General features: G+C 33.9%; 14 protein-coding genes and 1 riboswitch. All 14 genes read left to right on the top strand.

Translation table 11 applies throughout. From position 1 onward, the window contains the following. Positions 1 to 62: 62 nt before the first annotated feature. Positions 63 to 2,237 (top strand): S-layer homology domain-containing protein, encoded by a 2,175-nt coding sequence (locus PP176A_RS04645; protein ID WP_071139299.1) that lies wholly within the window; start codon positions 63 to 65, stop codon positions 2,235 to 2,237. A 277-nt stretch (positions 2,238 to 2,514) separates the two neighbouring features. Further along, positions 2,515 to 2,703, top strand: a riboswitch (cobalamin riboswitch). A 437-nt stretch (positions 2,704 to 3,140) separates the two neighbouring features. Next, positions 3,141 to 4,238 (top strand): sensor histidine kinase, encoded by a 1,098-nt coding sequence (locus tag PP176A_RS04640; protein WP_071139298.1) that lies wholly within the window; start codon positions 3,141 to 3,143, stop codon positions 4,236 to 4,238. 14 nt (positions 4,239 to 4,252) lie between these two features. Further along, entirely contained in the window at positions 4,253 to 4,438 is a 186-nt protein-coding gene (locus tag PP176A_RS04635; RefSeq protein WP_071139297.1) for a GHKL domain-containing protein, read from the top strand. A gap of 23 nt (positions 4,439 to 4,461) precedes the next feature. After that, a complete protein-coding gene (locus PP176A_RS04630; protein WP_071139296.1) occupies positions 4,462 to 5,205 on the top strand; it encodes a LytR/AlgR family response regulator transcription factor in 744 nt (247 codons plus the stop codon). Positions 5,206 to 5,527: 322 nt separating this feature from the next. Next, complete coding sequence (locus tag PP176A_RS04625; protein ID WP_071139295.1) at positions 5,528 to 7,270, top strand: ABC transporter ATP-binding protein; 1,743 nt, start codon at positions 5,528 to 5,530, stop codon at positions 7,268 to 7,270. Next, positions 7,267 to 9,009: an ABC transporter ATP-binding protein gene (locus PP176A_RS04620; protein ID WP_071139294.1), complete on the top strand. Its 1,743-nt coding sequence runs from the start codon at positions 7,267 to 7,269 to the stop codon at positions 9,007 to 9,009. Before PP176A_RS04625 ends, PP176A_RS04620 begins: the two co-directional genes overlap by 4 nt. A 37-nt stretch (positions 9,010 to 9,046) precedes the next feature. Further along, positions 9,047 to 9,985, top strand: a complete 939-nt coding sequence (locus PP176A_RS04615; RefSeq protein ID WP_071139293.1) for a hypothetical protein — start codon at positions 9,047 to 9,049, stop codon at positions 9,983 to 9,985. 2 nt (positions 9,986 to 9,987) lie between these two features. Further along, positions 9,988 to 10,302: a thioredoxin family protein gene (locus tag PP176A_RS04610; protein WP_071139292.1), complete on the top strand. Its 315-nt coding sequence runs from the start codon at positions 9,988 to 9,990 to the stop codon at positions 10,300 to 10,302. Positions 10,303 to 10,347: 45 nt separating this feature from the next. Continuing rightward, positions 10,348 to 13,269 carry an insulinase family protein gene (locus PP176A_RS04605; RefSeq protein ID WP_071139291.1) on the top strand — a complete coding sequence of 974 codons (2,922 nt, stop codon included), beginning with the start codon at positions 10,348 to 10,350 and terminating at the stop codon, positions 13,267 to 13,269. A gap of 95 nt (positions 13,270 to 13,364) precedes the next feature. Continuing rightward, positions 13,365 to 16,691 carry an FIVAR domain-containing protein gene (locus PP176A_RS04600; protein ID WP_071139290.1) on the top strand — a complete coding sequence of 1,109 codons (3,327 nt, stop codon included), beginning with the start codon at positions 13,365 to 13,367 and terminating at the stop codon, positions 16,689 to 16,691. A gap of 186 nt (positions 16,692 to 16,877) precedes the next feature. Beyond that, entirely contained in the window at positions 16,878 to 17,084 is a 207-nt protein-coding gene (locus tag PP176A_RS04595; RefSeq protein WP_071139289.1) for a DUF4177 domain-containing protein, read from the top strand. Positions 17,085 to 17,146: 62 nt separating this feature from the next. Further along, positions 17,147 to 18,130, top strand: a complete 984-nt coding sequence (locus PP176A_RS04590; RefSeq protein ID WP_071139288.1) for a biotin--[acetyl-CoA-carboxylase] ligase — start codon at positions 17,147 to 17,149, stop codon at positions 18,128 to 18,130. Then, positions 18,085 to 18,411 carry an HAD family hydrolase gene (locus PP176A_RS15820; RefSeq protein WP_083381792.1) on the top strand — a complete coding sequence of 109 codons (327 nt, stop codon included), beginning with the start codon at positions 18,085 to 18,087 and terminating at the stop codon, positions 18,409 to 18,411. The genes PP176A_RS04590 and PP176A_RS15820 overlap by 46 nt, the downstream gene beginning before the upstream one ends. A gap of 136 nt (positions 18,412 to 18,547) precedes the next feature. Continuing rightward, on the top strand, positions 18,548 to 20,047 hold the full coding sequence (locus PP176A_RS04585) for an IMP dehydrogenase (protein WP_071139287.1): 1,500 nt from the start codon (positions 18,548 to 18,550) through the stop codon (positions 20,045 to 20,047). Positions 20,048 to 20,190: the final 143 nt, after the last annotated feature.

The raw sequence follows: 20,190 nt of genomic DNA, 5'->3' as shown, positions 1-20,190 counted from the left end.
ACTGATAATGACCTCAGGCTAAACCTAAGGTCATTTCAGCATTAAATCAAAGGAGTGGTAAGATGAGAAAAAATATGCGACGTATAATGCCTATAATGTTGATTTTATTTTTATTGACCTCTTCATTAGTTGTTGCGGAAACAAGCATAGATATCAATTATATTCAAAAAGGCAGTGAGGCAGTAATAAATATAAAGGGCGATAGAAACAGACCTGTAAGCATAACTGTAAAGGATGAATTCAGATATTATTACATGGATCAAGGAGTTACGGATGATTTAGGGAAGATACAGTTTAGGGCCAATTTGGATACGGAGAAAACTTATGATTGCCAAGTAAATATAGACGGTAAAACAGCAGCAAAACAAATAGTCATGGAAAAAACTATCATAGATCCTGATCCGGAAGGCCCTGATCCTACTAAACCGGAAGTAGCCAATATATATATAAAGGGATATAGAGGAACTATATTGGATGAATCAAATGTTAAAATTGAAAAGGGAGATACGGTATTAAGGTTTACTAAAAGAGAATTGGACAGACATAATATAACATATGAAGATCGTGCAGGATATATAGCCAGCATAGATGGACAGGGAGAATTTGACCAAGGACCGGACAGCGGATGGATGTATTCTGTAAACGGCAGATTTCCTAATGTAGGCGCAGGACAAGTAAGAGTCAACAATGGAGATAATATATCTTGGCTATATACTTACGATTTAGGAAAGGACATTGGGAATCCCCATGAAAGAGGGGATTCAAGTGGAGGTAGCACTGCGAACGGCATAATAGACCAAGCATTTAATACTGTAAACAGTAAAGATATCAGCCAAAAAAGAATAGGAGAAATAATAGACGAGATTACCAAATATTTTAAAGATAAAACAGCGGATAGCTTAAAGCCGGAAGAACTAGAAGGACTGTTAGCCGATGGAAAGAAAGCTACTCAAATTTTACTGATATCATTACAGAAGGTAAAAACACAAGAGCTAGTGGCAAAGGTAGCTAATAGTTCTCTGGAAATAACTCAAAATTTAGGCAACCTTATAGACAATAAAACAGAAGGTAATATTATAGAAGAAATTTGTACAATATCTCAAGAAAATATGGGAATTGCATTAGAGGCAGTTAATAGGTTAAGAAATAAAAATGAAGGTAATAAGATAATTGATAGTATGTTACAAATTTCCGAAAAGATAGAAAGTAAATTATCCGATATTACATTAGAACCAAATAGATTAAGCAAAAAGACAGTTGCAATAAAAGTGGTAGAAAAGGAAGAAAACAAAAATAATATAGTATTACCTCATATATTATTAAAAAAAGCAATGGAACAAAACATAGATAACATAAGAATAGTGTCAAGTTTAGGTGTGTTTGAAATAACTCCCGATTTTTTAGGCAGGGATATAGGTGAAGATATAAATATCAATATAAGTAAACAAGTAAACATATTGATTGTTGAATTCAAGCTGGGGGATAAAGTATTAACCCAATTTGAAAAACCGATAAAAATTATTATACCTTATGATAAGATAGTTACCGATAAAAACAAAATAACGGCTGTATTAATAAGAGAAAACGGGGAAAAAGAAACAATAGGCGGAGTATATGATGAAGGTAAGAAAGTAATTAAGCTTTTAACCAATAAACCCGGCAAGTTAACAGTAGAAGAAGGGAAAAATGACTTTAAAGATATATCTGAATACAAATGGGCGGAAGAAGCTATAGAATCCATGGAGGCAAAAGGAATTATATACGGAAAGACTGCTACGGAATTTGCTCCGAATTTAAACATAACGAGGGCAGAATTTGCAGCTTTGGTATCCAGAATGTTTAAATATAAAGAAGGGTCTGATGAGAAGATTATATTTAAAGATGTGCCCGACAATAAATGGTACTATAGTTCGGTAACAGCAGTATATGAAAATAGTCTAATGAGTGGTAAATCACTGACAAAATTTGATCCGGATGGATATATTACTAGGGAAGAAATGGCAAAGATTATAGGACAAATACTGGAAAATAGTTTTTATAAAGCACAGGACAAGGAAGAGCTAACTAAATTTAATGATAATGAATCTGTAGCTTCATGGGCTGAAAAGGGAGCGGCAACAGCAGTTCATAATGGAATTATAGATGGAAGCGAAGGAAAGTTCATGCCGAAACAAAAAGCAACTAGAGCAGAAGCAGCTGCAATGTTATATAGGTTGTACGAATTGGTCATGAGATAAATAAGCAATACCGATTCGAGGGTCGACACCTTGGGTCGGTATTGCTTTTGTATAACGGGAGAGCTCTTGTAAACTTGTCTTTAAATGGATTTAAAAGGCTTCAAATAAAGGAAGTCCTTTTGATTACCTTTGGCTCGCGTATCCGGGATTTATGTCAGAGAAATAAACGAAGAATTGAAATAAGATATTTTTAAATAATAATTAAAATTTTATGATGTTGTTTATAATTAAAATATGTTATATAATATAAATGGATTTAAAAGTAAGTTATTAAGTAATTGAATATTATCATTTAGGTTCTCTGTTTTTAGAGATTAAAAGGGAATCAGGTGAAAATCCTGAACGATCCGGTCACTGTAAGTGGAAAGCGGCTTTTCAAATATACCACTGAAAATTTTATTTTTGGGAAGGTGAAAGGCAGTGTTGAACCATAAGTCAGGAGACCTGCCTATATGGAGATAGCGTTAACCTTCCGGGATTGAGGTAAAATGAAATTTATTATAGACTGTTGACTGTTCGAAAGCCTCGGATTCTGTGTGGAAACCGGGGCTTTATTTTTTAGTTATAAATATTGGATAAGATATGCAGAGGAAATACAGCAGTGATGCTTTACAGACTGTATGACTTGATATTAAACAAGTAGGCTCTCTTATATTAATATAGAGGAAGATATTACAAAATATCTTCTATAGCGGGTTCTTAGAACCCGCATTTTTTATGAAATTTTCATGATATTGATTTTTTCATTTCCATTATATATACTATAAAGTGTTATAGTAATATTGATTTTTAGGCGTTTATGTTCGTTTTTAAATTATTCTTTGTCTTTGTAAATTCTTTTCTATAATTTATTGCAAAAGTATATAATAAAAATAGAGAATAAGAAATATTTTATAGAAGGAAATGAGAAAAGTGTGGATAGCAAAGTTAATTAACTCATTAGCCGGGTTTATTTCTTTAAACACAAGTTTGTCTTGTGGATTTTTGTTTGTGGAAAAAAACACAAAAGATAATATCAAAAAAATAACATGTTTTTCATTTATATTATATGTTTTATATTATATATCTTCTGTATTTTTGTATTATAACAATATAATTATATTAATAATGTTGGTACTATCGATTCCCGTGCTGAAAAAAATTTTACAATCTACATATTTACAAACCGCTGCGGGAATTTTGATTTCATCTGTCTTAAATTTATCTGTTTTGTGTCTTTTAAGTCTTATTTATTCCATAAGCAGATATATCGGAATAGAAGCTGTGAATCATTTATTCCTGAATATAATCTGTATATTGATTTATATACTTATAAATTATTTTATTTACAGGAAAGATGAAGAAAGCTTAGAAAGCCTTTTCATTGATCCGGATAATAATAGAATTAGTCAATACGGATTGACAATTGTTATCTTGCTGATATGTATTTTGATATGGCTTTATTTTGTTCTGACCGATTTTAACTTGTATTTAATAAAGAGTCAGGTTATTATTGTAACCTTTACATATATTTTTATTGCCTTTTTTATGTATTATATAAAAAGAATTTATATTTACCAAATGAAACAGATTGAAATATTTACGGATAAGCAGTATCAGAAGGAAATGACTAATTTTATGGAAATGATCAGATCACAGCGCCATGATTTTAATTTTCATATTCAGGCTATTTCGGGAATGTTGAGAAACGAAAAATATAATGAATGCAGAGAATATGTTGATACCATGGTTAAGAGCACCCAGAGCGTAAATGAGGTACTCCCTATTTATCATCCAGCTGTTAGTGCTTTTCTAAGTAATTTCAGAGAAATATTGTTACGTAAAGGAATTGAACTTAAAATTCAAATATATTATGATTTGAAAAATACTTCTTGTACGGTATATGAGATTAATAAAATACTGGGAAATTTAATTCAAAATGCAGTAGACGAGGTGGAAGATTCAAAGAATAGGCCGTGGATAGAAGTTATGTTTTTTAAACGGGGCGGTAATAGGTTATAAAGGTTTCAAATGAATTGAAAGATGCTGACAAGGATTTTGGAAATATATTTAAATTCGGTTATTCTACCAAAAGCAATCATGAAGGAATCGGATTAAATACAATTCAGAAAATTATCCAAAAACACGACGGAGCATTGTATACTGAATTGGAAGGAAATATTATTCATTTTATCGCCCAGATTCCGAATAGATATCAATAATTATTTCGAGGAGAAGATAATATATGGATTTGAAATTAAAAGTGTTGCTGGTGGATGATGAACAGATTTCTTTAGATGTTTTAAATGACGATTTAAAAAATTTTGATTTTGTTGAAGTCGTCGGCTTATTAAAAAGCGGTGAAGAAGTTATTAAATTTTTGCAGAACAATAAAGTGGATGTAATATTTTTGGATATAGAGATGAATGATATAGACGGATTTGAAGTGGCCAATCATATAAGAAAATATTACAGTGATACGATGATAGTGTTTTTAACAGGCCATACTGATTTTGCCCTCGAAAGCTATGAATATTATCCGACCGATTTCTTAACGAAACCTTTAAATTTGTTAAGGCTTGACCAAACTTTATCGAGAATTAAAAATATCAAAAGTCAAAAAATGAAAGAAAGAAAAATAAAAATAGGGGTAAATGTAGAAGGTGGATTTGAGCTGATAGATGTTGATGAAATATCTTATATAGAAAGAAGGGGAAGGAAAACTTGCATTATATGCAGCAATGGGGAAGTATTTAATGCAAAGGATTCTTTACAACAACTGGAGATGATATTTGAAAATTATGATTTCTTTCGTTCACATCAATCTTTTATAATACCTATAAAAAAAATAAAAAAGATAACCTTGGATGAATTTAAGAGAACTTATAATATCCAATTGAAAGGCGTGAAGGAGCTTCTACCGTTAAGCCGTGATAAATACGGGGAATTAAAACATCTGCTTTTAAAAAGAGGAATGAAATTTTTTTAATAAAGGCATAAAAGAGAATAGAAGATGAACCGATCTGTTATAGATTGGCTCATTTTTTTTCATCAATTATTATAAATTTATACATCAAAATATACGAAATAGACCGTATAAATACCCAAATAGACAAAGTCGATTGATAGAGGCACCTTAAAGTTATAAACTAAAATTAAATAATTGTTTAGAATGTTTGTTATTATCGGAGAAATAAAATTCCTGGGAAACATCTGATAATGGATTTGAAAAGAAGGGAAGTGAATAGCAGAGCAGAAAGAAAATTAATGTTTTTTTGAGGAAAAGGATATCATTTTGAGGGGGAATTATGATGAAGGAAAATGAAGCAGAGGTCAGGATAAATCCAAATAAAGGAATTTGGAAATCGTTTTTCAGGTTATGCTTAAAAGCAAAGCTTCCTATCGTGAGCATTATCATATATTGCATAATCAGTATGATTGGCTCGAAACTTTTTTTACTTGTTCCAAGTAAAACGGGGGAACTTTTTGCAGGAAACGTCAGTGTACAGATAGTGACTATGGTTATTGTTTCGTCAATACTTGTTAGCTTAATTGGTCAGATTAATACATTTGTAGGTGCGGTAGTTAATGCCAAAATAGACAGAAACTTCAGAAATGTTTTATGGAATAAGGTATTATCTCTTCCAATGAAATTTTTTGACAGGGTTCCGGCAAGCAGTTTAATAAGTCGTATAACCTCAGACACACAGAATCTCAGAAGTTTTATAATGGATGTGGTAATAAGTGAATTGCTTGGATTCTATACGCTTTATATTACTTTAAGGCAAATTTCCCAATATGACAAAAGCCTTGTATATATTCTTATTGCAATGATGCCTTTTATTGTAATTCTTTCTTTCGTTTTTGGACGGCTGTATTTAAAGGCTCAGTTTAAAATTCGTGAAGAAGTCTCAAATCTTACGCGCTTTTTAAGCGAACTCATAACAACGATGCCTATTATAAAAGCTTTTAACAAGGAAAGTTATGAGAGTGTAAGAGGGAACAATGCGGTAGACGGGCTTTATAAAGCAAATAAAAAATTATTGTATATACAATTAACTGAGAGCCCTGTGAGCACGCTTCTAACCCTCGGACAAAATGTTGCTTTGATATTGACGGGAATCCATTTTCTGAAAAAAGGGACAATGAATGCGGCCACATGGTATGCATTTTACCTCTTTGCTACCCAAATATTTAACAGAATAGCTTCCAAAAAAGGAGTATGGGAAACAATTAAATCAACACAAGGTTCTTTATACAGGGTTGCAAAGGTTCTTGAAGAACCAGAAGAAGGATTTCTTCCATATAAATATGAAGCACTTGAATCGGGAGATATTATTTTTCAAGATGTAAGTTTTTCCTATGATAATACCGATATACTGAAAAAAGTTTCCTTTGTTATACCTGAAAATAAAACCACGGCTATTGTCGGACCCAGTGGTATCGGGAAAACGACTGTTATAAAACTGATTGAGAGATTTTATCCTCCCAAAAACGGAAAGATAACAATAGGGGGTAATGATATTCAAGACTTTAATTTAAAAAATTGGAGAAACAAAATAGCCTATGTTTCCCAAGATGCACCTATGATGTCTGGAAGTATAAAAGACAATATTGTTTACGGTGTTAAAAGAAAAGTATCCGATGAGGAAATCATTCAGGCTGCTGTTGAAGCAAATGCCCATGAATTTATCATGAAACGGCTTGATGGTTATGATACTCAGGTAGGTCAGTTTGGATCGAAACTGTCGGGAGGGCAGAGACAGAGAATAGCAATTGCAAGGGCTTTGCTCCTAAATCCCGATATTTTGATATTTGACGAACCTACGTCTAACCTTGATGCAGTAGCCGTATCCGAAATTATGAAGGGAATTGAGAGCTTTAAAGAGAACCGTACCGTAATAATAGTGGCTCACGATGAAAGAGCTGTATTGGATGCGGATCATATTGTTGTATTTAATGAAGACGGAAGCATTTCTTCGGGGAGCCATACGGAATTATTATTAAGCAACAACTTTTACAGACGTATGATGGGTGGTGAAAAATTAGCATGAGTAAATTGATGGATAGAAAAGATAAAGAAGAACATTCTTCATGGAAAAACTTTTTTAAGTTCTACACGCAGATTAAGCTGCCTTGGCATCTGCTCATAATGACGGCAATTTTTAGTTTCGGAATCAAAAAAGTTAACCTTATGATAGTTCCGTATACATCCGCCATATATAAGGCTGAAATATCTAAAGAGGGTTTTCTTAAAGGTTTTATTATAATTACCATAGTATCTTTGTTTATTACATTGGGTTATAAGCTTGTATCAGGATTCTTCAATATGATTACTACCAGAAATGCGAGGAAAATAGTGTGGGAAAAGTTTCTTCATATTCCTATGAGTGTATATGACAAGGAATCCCCGCAAGGCTTTGTTTCACGTATAACCTCGGACGTTGAACTGGCAGTGAGTGCACCAAATTCAGTAATAGAGTTCTTTGCTTCAATATACGGCCTTGTTGTTGCTTATTTGGAGATGAATAAGATATATCATAATCTTTCTAAACTTATTTTGTTGGTGATTCCTGTTGCAATAGTTGTTATCATGATTATCGGGAAATTCCAGTATAAAATAAAGTTTGTTGTCCAGAAAGCTCTTTCTGCAATAACAAATTATTTTGGAGAACGTCTTGCAAGTATTCATTATATTAAGAGCGAAAGTATGGAAAATGAAGAGTATAAAACAGGTCTTGAAGCAAGTATGACGAAATATAAGGCAGATATTTTAGCCGCAGCACTGTCTTCATTGCAGGTACCTATAGGAAAGATAACAGAATATGCGATTATGATAATAGTTTTTGCAGGAGGAGCTTTTTATGTAAGATCCGGTAAGATGGAAGTTAAAGGTTTGGTGGATTTTTATTCCTATTCCATGATACTTATGCCGTCGTTTTTTGAAATAGTTACACAATGGCAGAGTATCAAAGGCAGTCAGGGAGGTACCGCTAAGATTGTGGCGCTTATGAATGTTAACAACGAAATTACGGATGGAAGGGTGTCCATGAATAGACCTGATACAGATATTAAATTACAAAATGTTAATTTTTCATATGACAACGAGAATAATGTTCTTAAAGATATAAATTTTACCATACCGAAAGAGAAGAAAACAGTAATAGTAGGAGTTAACGGATGTGGAAAAACAACTATATTTAAACTTCTTGAAAGATTTTATGAGCCGAATAATGGGGCGATAAAGTTCGGCGACGACAATATCTCGGATATTAAACTTAAAGAATGGCGTTCCGCAATAGGTTATGTATCACAAAACGGCCAGCTTATGTCAGGGACAATAAAGGATAATATTGCCTATGGAACAAACCATGATTACTCGGATGAAGAGATAATAAGAGCCGCAAAACTGGCTAATGCCTATGATTTCATTATGAAATTGGAGAATGGCTTTGGTACAGTAGTAAGCCCCTTTAACTCCAGGATTTCAGGAGGAGAAAAGCAGCGTATTTCTATAGCAAGGGTAATAATGAAGGACCCGGAATATTTGTTTTTAGATGAGGCGACCAACAGTTTAGATGTCATCTGCCGTCAGGATGTCCTTCAGGCTCTTGGTAATTTGATGGAGGGGCGTACCACAGTAATGATAAGTCACGATATGGATTTGGTAAAAAGAGCGGATCATATTGTAGTTATAAAAGAAGGAATTGCTGAAGCGGAAGGCACATATGAAGATGTTCTTGAATCAAGCGAAGTTTTTAAAGAGTTTATAGGAGCACAAGAGGTTGTATAGAAAAATAACATAAAAATAAACGGAAGGGGATTATCAGATGAAAAGTTTAAGCTCAGAAATAATTAAAGAATTTAATTTCAGAGAGGCAGATATATCCGGAGAAGATCTTACTTATACCATAGATAAAAACGATATTGAGAAAGAAATTCTTCGTATAAGGAAGAAAAATAAGATATCTTCCGAGGTGCCTGAGGTACGAAAAGGAGATATTGCCGTATGTTCCTTAAAAAGTGGAAATCCTAAGCTTAATAAGGAAAGTATCGCTATAAATGTAGGGCTTGGATTGTTTGAAAAGAAGATAGAAGATGAATTGATAGGAATGACAAAAGGCCAAGATAAAAATGTCGTTGTAGACGGCATCAATGTCGATATAAAAGTTTTGAGCATTACAAGGAGAGAGATACCGGAATTAAATGATGAAATGGTGAAAAAAGAAAAAATTGATAATATAACTACAGCAAATTGTTTAATTGCTAAGTTGTATGAAGATCAAAAAAATAAAGTTTTAGATTCCAAGCTGTATAATCTTACGGAAAATGTTATAAAACAGGTTATTGCTAAAAGCAAATTTGATATCAATGAGGAAGATATAGAATATCTCAGCGGGTTAGAAATTCAAAAAGCCAGGGAACTTGCGGCTGTTGAAGGCTTAACGCTGGAAACAATGACGGAAGATGACTTTAACGGAAGGATACCTGTGAAAAGTTATAAAGAGTTTTTAAAGATGGTAAAAAATATGGAAACAGCCAGGTTCCCTGTTTTATTACTCGGGATTTACAACGGGGGCAGGAATGGATATAAGCCGTCTCGGGAAGAATATGAAGAAAGTATAAGAGAGTATTATACTATGTATAAATTAAATCCTGAAGATGCCAAAAAAGCGATTACATTTGAATACTATGAATCAAACCAATATCAAAGCTATTACAGAGAAATAATTAAAAATTATTATATAAAAAAATATGAGGAGGTATAATTATGGCGATTCAGTTAGCAACAGCAGAAAATTACGAGGAAGTTATTAAAGAAGGATTTGTTATCGTGGATTTCTTTTCCGAAACCTGTACACCGTGCAAGATGTTTTCAAAGGTTTTAGATGAAATAGAATATGAAGTTCCTTTTGTAAATATTGTAAAGGTAAATACCACTAAATATCCTGAATTGAGCAAGAAGAATAAAGTATTGGGTGTGCCTACGGTGTTCTTTATGAAGGATGGAGAAATACGGGAAAGACATACGGGGGTTATGACTGAAGAAGAGGTAAAAAATAAAATAAAAGGATTTTTGTATTAAAAAAAGAAAGACGGCTGAACATCTATAAGAGAAGAGGTGAAGTATATGAAGGATCTACATGATTTGAAGGCTTATAGAATTTTACAAAAACAACAAATTGAAGAGTTGAGAGCAACAGGTCTTTTAATGGAACATATAAAGACGGGTGCAAAAATAGTTGTTTTATCCTGTGATGATGAAAATAAGGTCTTTTCCATAGGATTCAGGACACCTCCTGAAAATGACAAAGGAATTTCTCATATTTTGGAACATTCCGTATTATGTGGCTCAAAAAAATACCCTGCCAAGGAGACTTTTGTTGAGCTTATGAAAAGTTCCATGAATACATTCCTCAACGCAATGACATTTCCCGACAAGACAGTATATCCCGTTGCGAGCTGTAATGACAGGGATTTTAAAAATCTGATGAGTGTATATATGGATGGGGTTTTCAGAACAAATATTTATGAAAGAAAAGAAATTTTTCTTCAGGAAGGCTGGCACTATCAATTGGATTCTGCCGATTCGGATTTAAAATATAACGGCGTGGTTTATAACGAAATGAAGGGCTCTTTTTCATCGCCTGAAACGATACTTTATCAGGAAAATATGAGTTCCGTCCTTCCGGATACGCCTTACTCCTATATTTCGGGAGGATTGCCGGAAAGTATTACTGATTTAAATTATGAGGAGTTGTTATGCTTTCACAAAAAGTATTATCATCCTTCAAACAGTTATATCTACTTATACGGCAATATGGATTGGACTGAGAGGCTTACTTGGCTTGATGAAGATTACCTAAGCAAATACGAAAGGATCGATATAGATTCGGCACTTCCTATACAAAAACCCTTTAAGGCCATGACCGAAAGGACACTTTATTATCCTATCGGTGACGACGAGTCCGAAAAGGATAATACGTTTCTCTCATACAATACGGTAGTGGGAACGGCTAAAAACAGTGAACTTTCCGTTGCTTTTGATATATTAAACTATGCTATTATAGGAGTTCCCGGTGCTGCTTTGAAGCAGGCCATATTGGATAAAGGGATTGCCAAATCCGTCATGAGTATTTACAATTCTTCAATACAGCAGCCGGTTTTCAGCATTATAGCTAAAAACAGCAATCAATATAATAAAGATTGTTTTTTGACTACCATCAGGGATACGCTTACGGATATTGTAAAGAACGGAATCGATAAGGATACTTTAAGAGCCGCTATAAATATATTTGAGTTTAAATATAGAGAAGCGGATTTCGGAAGAATGCCTAAGGGCCTTGTATATGGTTTCCAGGTATATAACAGTTGGCTATATGATGAAAAACTTCCCTTTGGATATCTTAAATTCAATGAAATATTTGATAATCTTAAGAAAAAGGCATCTGAAGGATATTTTGAAGGGCTTATCGAAAAGTATCTCCTTCACAATCCCCATAGTTCTTTAGTACAGCTTGTTCCTCAGAAGGGCCTCTCAGCACAAAATGAAAAGAAACAAAGGGAAAGTCTTGCATCATATAAATCAAGTCTCTCGGAGGATGAAATTGAAGAACTTGTAGAGAATACTCATAAGCTTAAAAAATATCAGGAATCTCCTTCTAAAAAAGAAGAACTTGATGCTATACCTAAGCTGTCAAGAGAGGATATCGGTCCTAAGGCTCAGCCTTTATATCAAACTATCAGCCATGCGGAAGGAACAACCATAGTACACCAAGATATTTCTACAAACGGCATAGGTTATTTAAAACTGTCGTTTGATATTAAGAATATTCCCGGGGAACTTCTACCCTATCTCGGAATATTAAGTCAGGTTCTTGGAAAGGTTGACACAAAGAGATACAGCTACTTGCAGCTTTCAAATATTATAAATATGAATTCCGGTGGAATTGCTGTATATCTTAATTTTTATCCGGATTCTACAGAAAAGAACGGATTCAAAGCCATGTTCGAGATAGACGTTGCGGTTTTATATGAAAAACTTGACTTTGCCTTTGAAATAATAGAAGAAATTATTCTTACTTCCAAGTTGGATAATACGAAAAGGCTTTATGAGATTATTTCGGAGATGAAATCACAGTTTCAAATGCAAATTCAAAATTCAGGGCATATGTCGGCTGTATTGAGAAGCCTTTCGTATAATTCGGCGATGTCTTATTATAAAGAGATTGTTTCCGGCTTGTCCTTTTATCATTTTATAGAAGATACTGAAAAGAATTTTGACAACAACAAGGAAGTACTGACAGAAAAATTAGAAGAACTTATGAACCATGTATTTAGATCCGAAAATATGATTATAAGCTATACTTCCGAAAAAGAAGGATACAACGTTCTTGAAGAATTAGTGCTTAAGTTTAAAAGAGATCTTTATAAAGATGATATAAAGGAAAAACCCTTTAAATTTATACCCAAAAGGCTTAATGAAGGTTTTAAAACATCGTCTGCCGTACAGTATGTAGCTCAGACGGGAAATTATAAAAACGGATTTTCATATACAGGATCTCTGAGAGTCCTTAAAGTACTTCTAAACTATGGTTATTTATGGTCAAATATAAGGATGAAGGGCGGAGCCTACGGTTGTATGATTGATTTTCAGAGGAATGGTGATAGTTATATGGTTTCCTACAGGGACCCCAATCTTTCTGAAACCTATGAAGTTTACAAAGGTATACCCAATTTCTTAAAGAATCTCAATATGAAGGAACAGGATATTGTAAACTATATAATAGGTACCGTTAAGGAACTTGATATGCCTATGACTCCGAGGGCCAAAGGAATGAATTCCTTTAGCTGCTATATGTCGGGAATTACAGAAGAGGATATTCAGAAAGAGAGAGATGAAGTACTCAATACCACAAGGGAAACTATATTTTCTTTTTTTTCTCTTATTGAAGACATATTAAACCAGGAAAATATTTGTACAATAGGAAACGGAGAAAAGATAGAATCAGAAAAGCAAATTTTTGATACGGTAAGAAACCTATTTTCCTAAAAAAATTTGACTTTATCTAACAAGGTTGTAATGGGGATAAAGGATGAGATATTAAGTATAAAAATATCAGTAAGGGTTAGGGAGGATTTTATATAATGAGAAAAATTATATCATTAATGTTGGTTATAGTTTTGATTATTTCTTCATCGATATTTGCCGCAGCGCAAGCAGGACCTGAAGAAAATGTGGAAGAACAGACAAATAAGGCAGGAATATTTCTTCAGGAATCCGGAATTCTCAAAGGCGATAATGGAGATCTGATGCTTGATAAGAAATTAAAAAGACAGGATATGGTAGTATTATTGAGCAGACTGATGGGAGCAAAGAATATTGAAGGATTATCGAAAGTTATAAACTTGAGCTTCAAAGATATTTCCGACAGCAACTATACGGATTATTTGGCATGGGGAGTGGCAAACAAATTAATTGAAGGACATAGCCCCGAGAGATTCGGATTTAATGAAAACATAACGGCGCAGCAATTTTCCGCTATTATATTGAGAGTATTGGGATATGAGATTGAATATGACAAATCTCTTGAAACCGCCAAAGGATTTGGAATATTAAACGGTGCTGAGGTTGAAAGCTCAACTGAAATAACAAGAGGCGAAATGTCCGTTATTACATTAAATGCTTTGAAAACGTTTATAAAGGATTCCGAAATAACATTGGGACAAAAGCTAGGTATAGAAGTACCTGTGGAGACCCCTCAAAAGTTTGAAGTGGTTTCGGTAAATACCGATAACCTCAAAGAAATTTCCGTAGTTTTCAGCGAAAAAGTTGACAGAGAATCGGCTGCCATGCTCACTAACTATTCTTTTGATTTTGAGTTTGAATATGCGGAATTGTCGGAAGATGGAAAAACCGTGGTATTGACACTTAAAGATGATGAGAAATCGGTAATGGAGGCACAGAAAAACTATAAACTTATAATAAATAAGGTAGAAAATGAAAATAAAACGGCAAAGTTGGAATCAACGGAAATTCCGTTCACGGCCACGGATTCGACTATACCGGCGGTTAAAGAAGTCAGAGGCCTTGGAACAAAAGCTGTACAAGTTATATTCAGTGAGCCGATCAAAAGGAAGCCCGCAAGTTTGGCAAGTTCCTATAAGATCGACGGAAACACCGTGTCCGGCTCGGTTAAATACGAATATCCCGATACGGTTATAATTTCTGCGGATTTAACTGAAGGGGATCATAAAATATCCGTATCTGGAGTTGAAGACTTTTATAATTTTTCGATGGAAAAAGTTGAGATGAATTTTACGGCAGCAGAAGATGAAGATGCACCTGAAATCGTATCGGTTAATTTTTTGGATTTGAATAAGGCTGTGGTTGAGTTTAATGAGCCTATAAAATCAGTAAAGGACGGATATTATGATTCAAAATCCAATCCGGCGAAAAATCCTATAAAAATCAATTGCAATAAAATAATTTTGGAATTTAAAGGCAAAATAGAGTTTGGCAGTGCGACTTTATATATAGACGGAATAGAAGATTACAGTGGCAATAAAACGGACAGATCTACGGTAGTTGATTTAAAACCGAATATTATAAGTCCGGAAGTTGTCAGTGTGAAAGTGGAAGACGGAAGGAGTTTTACTATCGTATTTAATAAAGATGTAAATTCCAGTCAGGCCGAAAGAGGAACTAATTATACAATTGCATGGGCAAACGGAAATAAAATTAACGGAAACGGATTAAGTAACGGCAATCCCGTTGTTCCCATGAAATATTCAAACAGAAAGGTTACATTTTCATTGCCTAAAATAATGTCTTATGGGGAATATAAAATTCAAATAAATGGAATACAAGATACAAGCTATTTAAAAAATGATATGGTTCCTTATGACGGAAATTTTGTGGTTGAGGATTTAGGATCACCTATAATTGATAAGGCATTTATTAGCAATGAAAGGGAAAATGTTGAGACGGGAGAAGGGAAAATTGGGACTTATTTATATATTCAGTTTAGTAATGATATGAATACCGACGGAGAAAACAGTATTCTGGATATAAACAATTACAGTTATTCGATGAATGCGGAATTTGATAAAGACGGTAAATTTAAGTCGGCTGACTGGAAAGAGTTCCCTGAAAGAACCGATGTGGATTTATTTGATTTTAAAACCGTAAGAATTAAGGTTCCAGAAGAAGAAAAAGGCGGTATAAAAGCCGTAAGGGTAATTTCGGTTAAGAATAGGGTAGGAAATTATATTAAAGATTTTGTTGCTGTACGGAAAATTGAAGACAAGATGGATGCTGTTCATTTTGTAGCCAAAGCGATAGATGAAGATACGATACAAGTCGACTTTACAGGAATTAAGCTTTCGGTCATCGATGAAAATGATTTTTTCGTCAGGGTTAACGGGGAGGATATTTCTATTGTTTTGGAAAGTACTGAGGCAGAAGGAAGTGTAGGCATATTTAAAATAACAGGAGGACACAAAATTCCTCCCAACGTTAAGGGCTATGAATTTTGGTCCAAGCCTGATGTCAGATCTCAGACAGCATTCGGAGAAAAGGTTTCTGCCAACAGCAGCACAAAATTAGAAGATGATATAGCTCCTACAGTTGAGAAATATGGCAACGGAAGGGAATGTATTGTAGTTGACGGAAATAAAGTGGAAATAACTTTTGACGAACCTATCAAGGTTAATTATGGTAACACGAATATCGTAAAGGTAGGCTGTGAAGGATGGGGGAATGATGAATTTGTTGTAAAAGAGATAAAATCAGTGAGAGAAAAATTACTTATTATTCTTAATAAAGCTATAGAACCAAAAGATGAATTAAATATTATAACTGTTACTATAAATAGTGCCAATCAAACGACTAAGGATATAACAGACGAAAGTACGATGACGATGCCTGTAGGGAGGGGGCCTAATGCGGTAAGTGGACAAACACTGTATATACCGTATAAAGATGCTACAAGAGGTAAGATAAGTGTAAATAAAAACAAATTGGCGGAAATTATAAAGGAGGGGGAAGAAAAAGAGGAAGGAGATTATACGGAAGAAACTTGGGCAAATTTCCAATCAGCTTTGGAATCGGCAAGAGAGGTATATAATGATGAAAACTCTACTGAAGAAGAAGTGGAAGAAACAGTAAGCTCTTTGAGACAATCCATTGATGGATTGATGACAAAGGATCAGGCTGCGGCCAATTCAGTAATAGAAAAAATAAATTCACTGCCATCGGCTGAAGGGCTGACATTAGGGGACAAGGATGCGGTGTTAGCTTGCAAAGAAGCATATAATAATCTTACAAGTACTCAAAAAAGTCTGATCCCGTCTGACGTGTTGAGTAAATTTCTTGATATATTGGGTAAATTAGATGAACTGGAAGATGGTTCAGGGCAGGATTCAGAAGAAGGTATTGAAAAAAATCAACAGGAAGAAACTACACAACAATAATTATGAAATGCACCTCGAATGTTAGATAAAAAGTTCTGATATTTGGAGGTGCATTTTTCATGATAAAATTTAGGAAAATTCCTTGACGCTGATTATAAAATATGGTATGTCATAGTTACTGATAAATGGATATATAACTGTAATAATATATTTTTTAGGGATAAGAAAAGATAGGGAGTGATGAAAATGTACGAATACAAATTTGAAGAAGTACAGATTGCAAGGGATTTTAAAACGAAAAGAGGGGATTCCTTTGAAATATGTAAAGAGGTAATTTTAAGAGAAGCTAAAAATGGTTGGAGGTTAGTACAAATTGTTATTCCCCCAAATGAGAAAGCAGGTGTTTATGCCGCTTATTGCTATCAAATCATATTTGAGAGAGAAAGTAATTAATTTAATTATCAGCCGATATATGCTATATTATAAGTAGACTTTTACTATAAAAGGTGGTATATATGAAAGATGAAATTTTAAGGTTATTAAAAAACAATAAAGATGAATTTTTGTCGGGAGAAAAGATAGGTGAAAAGTTAGGAGTATCCCGGGCAGCTATTTGGAAATACATAAATGTGTTAAAAGAAGAAGGGTACGGGATAGAATCAGTTCCAAAACAAGGCTACAGAATTGTTTCGGTACCTGATGTACTGACATACGAAGAAATAAAAGAATATTTAAGCACCAAATTTGTCGGAAGAAATATTTGTTATTTTGATACGATATCTTCCACAAATATGGAAGCCAAAAGAATAGCTTTAAAGAATCCGGAAGGGACAGTGGTTATATCGGAGGAACAGGCAAAGGGTAAGGGAAGGCTTGATAGAAACTGGGTTTCTCCCCCCAAAAAGGGTATTTGGATGAGCATGATATTAAAACCCGAAACGGAACCTACGAAAGTAGCGAAAATAACTTTGCTGGGAGCGGCAGGGGTAAACAAGGCTTTAGAAGATATGGGAATATACTCTAAAATAAAATGGCCTAACGATATAGTTATAGACGGTAAAAAAGTCTGCGGGATTCTTACGGAAATGAGCTGCGAACTGAATATGATAAATTATGTTATAATGGGCATTGGAATAAATGTCAATATGGATAGAGAGGATTTTTCCGAGAATTTAATAAATAAAGCTACTTCGTTGAAAATAGAACAAAATAAAGAAATTAACAGAAAAGAACTACTGGCCGGCATATTAAACAGATTTGAAGAATTCTACATACCTTTTAAAGAGGATAATGAAATTTCGGAAGTAATAGAAATATGCAAAAAAAATTCTGCCTTGATAGGGAAAAAAGTCAGAGTAATAAAAGATGGAGAAACAAAAACAGGGAAAGCCTTGGATATAAACAATGAAGGCCAGTTAATTGTAATGTTTGAAGACGGAAGCATTGAAAATATATTTTCAGGCGAGGTATCCGTCAGAGGATTGGAAGGATATGTATAGAATTTATTTTTTCAAATTTCATATTTAGTGAAGAAATAGGAGTATCTAAACCAAATAAATTATTTTTCAATTTTATCTTTAGAAATAAGACTTTGGAGAAAAGACGCTGTATCATGGTTGGGGATGATGTTATTGAGGATATAGAGGGTGCCGCCAATTATGGATTAGATTCGGTTTTGATAAATCGAAAGGGAAAAACTTATGATAATATCAGTGGAAAAACAAAGTTTTATGAAATATCTAGTTTAGGAGTGTTGCCTGAAATTATACTTAATGGGTAGTAGAATTAAAAAAACAATATTTGATTAGGCTATCTAAAATTTAGGGTATTACAAAGAAAATAAAAAAATATATCGAAAAATGAGTAATGTTTTACCTGAGTTATTTTCTAAAAAATATTATAAGAGGTGATATAAAATGGCTGATATTATTGATGGTGTTAGTCATACATTTAACGAGTTTTTGTTAATCCCACGCTTAACCACGAAGGATTGTACACATGGAAATATTTCTTTAACTACTTATCTAACCAAGGTTTCTGATAAATGTGATCTTGATGCTATGAGATTAAACATTCCTATGGTGTCGGCTGCTATGCAGTTGGTTTCTGATGCAAGAATGGCAATAGCGCTGGCACAAGAAGGAGGATTATCATTTATATATTGTTCACAGTCAATTGAAGAACAATGTAAAATGGTAAGAAGTGTTAAGTTATATAAAGCTGGTTTTGTAGCAAGTGATACAACTTTATCACCCAAAGATACAGTTGCAACAGCTATGAGATTACGTGCAAAGACAGGACATTCTACTATAGCTATTACTGAAAATGGATGTAACAATGATATTCTTGTAGGATTGGTGACGAGTAAAGATTTGAGATTAAGTCGAATCGATCCTAATGATTCCCTTGATAAATACATGACACCAATTGACAAATTAGTTGTTGCATATGAAGGTATCAGTCTTCATGAGGCTAATGATATAATTTGGAGGCATAAACTTAACTGCCTTCCGATTATTGATAGGAATAAAAGGCTGAAGTATTTGACATTCAGAAAAGATTATGATGCAAGTAAAAAATATACTTCTCAGCTGGTTGATGCTCAAAAGCGTTTAATGGTAGGCGCAGCTATTAATACATGGGATTATATGGATCGAGTTCCTGCCCTAATTGATGCAGGTGCTGATATTTTATGCGTTGATTCATCAGATGGGTACAGTGAATATCAATTTGATGCGATAAAGATGATTAAGAATAAATATGGAGACAAAATAAAAATTGGCGGAGGGAATATTGTATATCCGGATGCATTTAATTATTTGGTGGAGGCGGGTGCGGATTTTGTAAAAGTCGGAATTGGAGGTGGTTCAATTTGTATTACTCGCGAACAGAAAGGGATAGGAAGAGGACAAGCAAGCGCTATTATTGATATTGCACGAGAACGGGATGCCTTATATCAAAGAACAGGAGTTTATATTCCCATATGTGCTGACGGCGGTATTGTCCATGATTATCATATTTCTTTAGCAATTGCAATGGGAGCGGATTTTGTAATGCTGGGAAGATATTTTGCAAGATTTGATGAAAGCCCAGGCAAAAAAACGCATATTGGAAATCAAGTTGTTAAAGAACACTGGGGTGAAGGGACAAAACGTTCCGCAAACTGGAGCCGTTATTTAGATACAGGCAGACCCGATATTATTTTTGAAGAAGGTGTCGATTCTTTTGTTCCATATGTGGGTGGACTAGATGAAAATTTGCAGATAACTCTGGCAAAATTGAAATCAGCGATGATTAGCTGCGGTGCCAAAACAATAAATGACTTCCAAAAGAATGCTCTTTTGACTATAGTTTCGCCATCAAGTATCGTTGAGGGCGGTGCTCACGATTTAGTGTCACGACCTATGATGGAGTGAGTTCATTGATTGTATATTGAATAAGGAATTAGCAATAGTTGCAGATAATCTATATAATATTGCCGGCATTGAATATGCTCAGTTTGTAAATAAGTTATGGTATTTTATATTTTTAAAGTCCTGTTAATCAGGACTTTAATTTG

It is taken from the genome of Sporanaerobacter sp. PP17-6a (assembly GCF_900095615.1).
Lineage (GTDB): Bacteria > Bacillota > Clostridia > Tissierellales > Acidilutibacteraceae > Acidilutibacter > Acidilutibacter cellobiosedens.
This window is presented reverse-complemented; position numbering and strand designations above follow the sequence as displayed.

Excerpts from the sequence above, each read along its gene's own strand:
- PP176A_RS04645 (WP_071139299.1), top strand. The coding sequence starts at position 63 with ATGAGAAAAAATATGCGACGTATAATGCCTATAATGTTGATTTTATTT.
- PP176A_RS04640 (WP_071139298.1), top strand. The coding sequence starts at position 3,141 with ATGAGAAAAGTGTGGATAGCAAAGTTAATTAACTCATTAGCCGGGTTT.
- PP176A_RS04630 (WP_071139296.1), top strand. The coding sequence starts at position 4,462 with ATGGATTTGAAATTAAAAGTGTTGCTGGTGGATGATGAACAGATTTCT.
- PP176A_RS04625 (WP_071139295.1), top strand. The coding sequence starts at position 5,528 with ATGAAGGAAAATGAAGCAGAGGTCAGGATAAATCCAAATAAAGGAATT.
- PP176A_RS04620 (WP_071139294.1), top strand. The coding sequence starts at position 7,267 with ATGAGTAAATTGATGGATAGAAAAGATAAAGAAGAACATTCTTCATGG.
- PP176A_RS04615 (WP_071139293.1), top strand. The coding sequence starts at position 9,047 with ATGAAAAGTTTAAGCTCAGAAATAATTAAAGAATTTAATTTCAGAGAG.
- PP176A_RS04610 (WP_071139292.1), top strand. The coding sequence starts at position 9,988 with ATGGCGATTCAGTTAGCAACAGCAGAAAATTACGAGGAAGTTATTAAA.
- PP176A_RS04605 (WP_071139291.1), top strand. The coding sequence starts at position 10,348 with ATGAAGGATCTACATGATTTGAAGGCTTATAGAATTTTACAAAAACAA.
- PP176A_RS04600 (WP_071139290.1), top strand. The coding sequence starts at position 13,365 with ATGAGAAAAATTATATCATTAATGTTGGTTATAGTTTTGATTATTTCT.
- PP176A_RS04595 (WP_071139289.1), top strand. The coding sequence starts at position 16,878 with ATGTACGAATACAAATTTGAAGAAGTACAGATTGCAAGGGATTTTAAA.
- PP176A_RS04590 (WP_071139288.1), top strand. The coding sequence starts at position 17,147 with ATGAAAGATGAAATTTTAAGGTTATTAAAAAACAATAAAGATGAATTT.
- PP176A_RS04585 (WP_071139287.1), top strand. The coding sequence starts at position 18,548 with ATGGCTGATATTATTGATGGTGTTAGTCATACATTTAACGAGTTTTTG.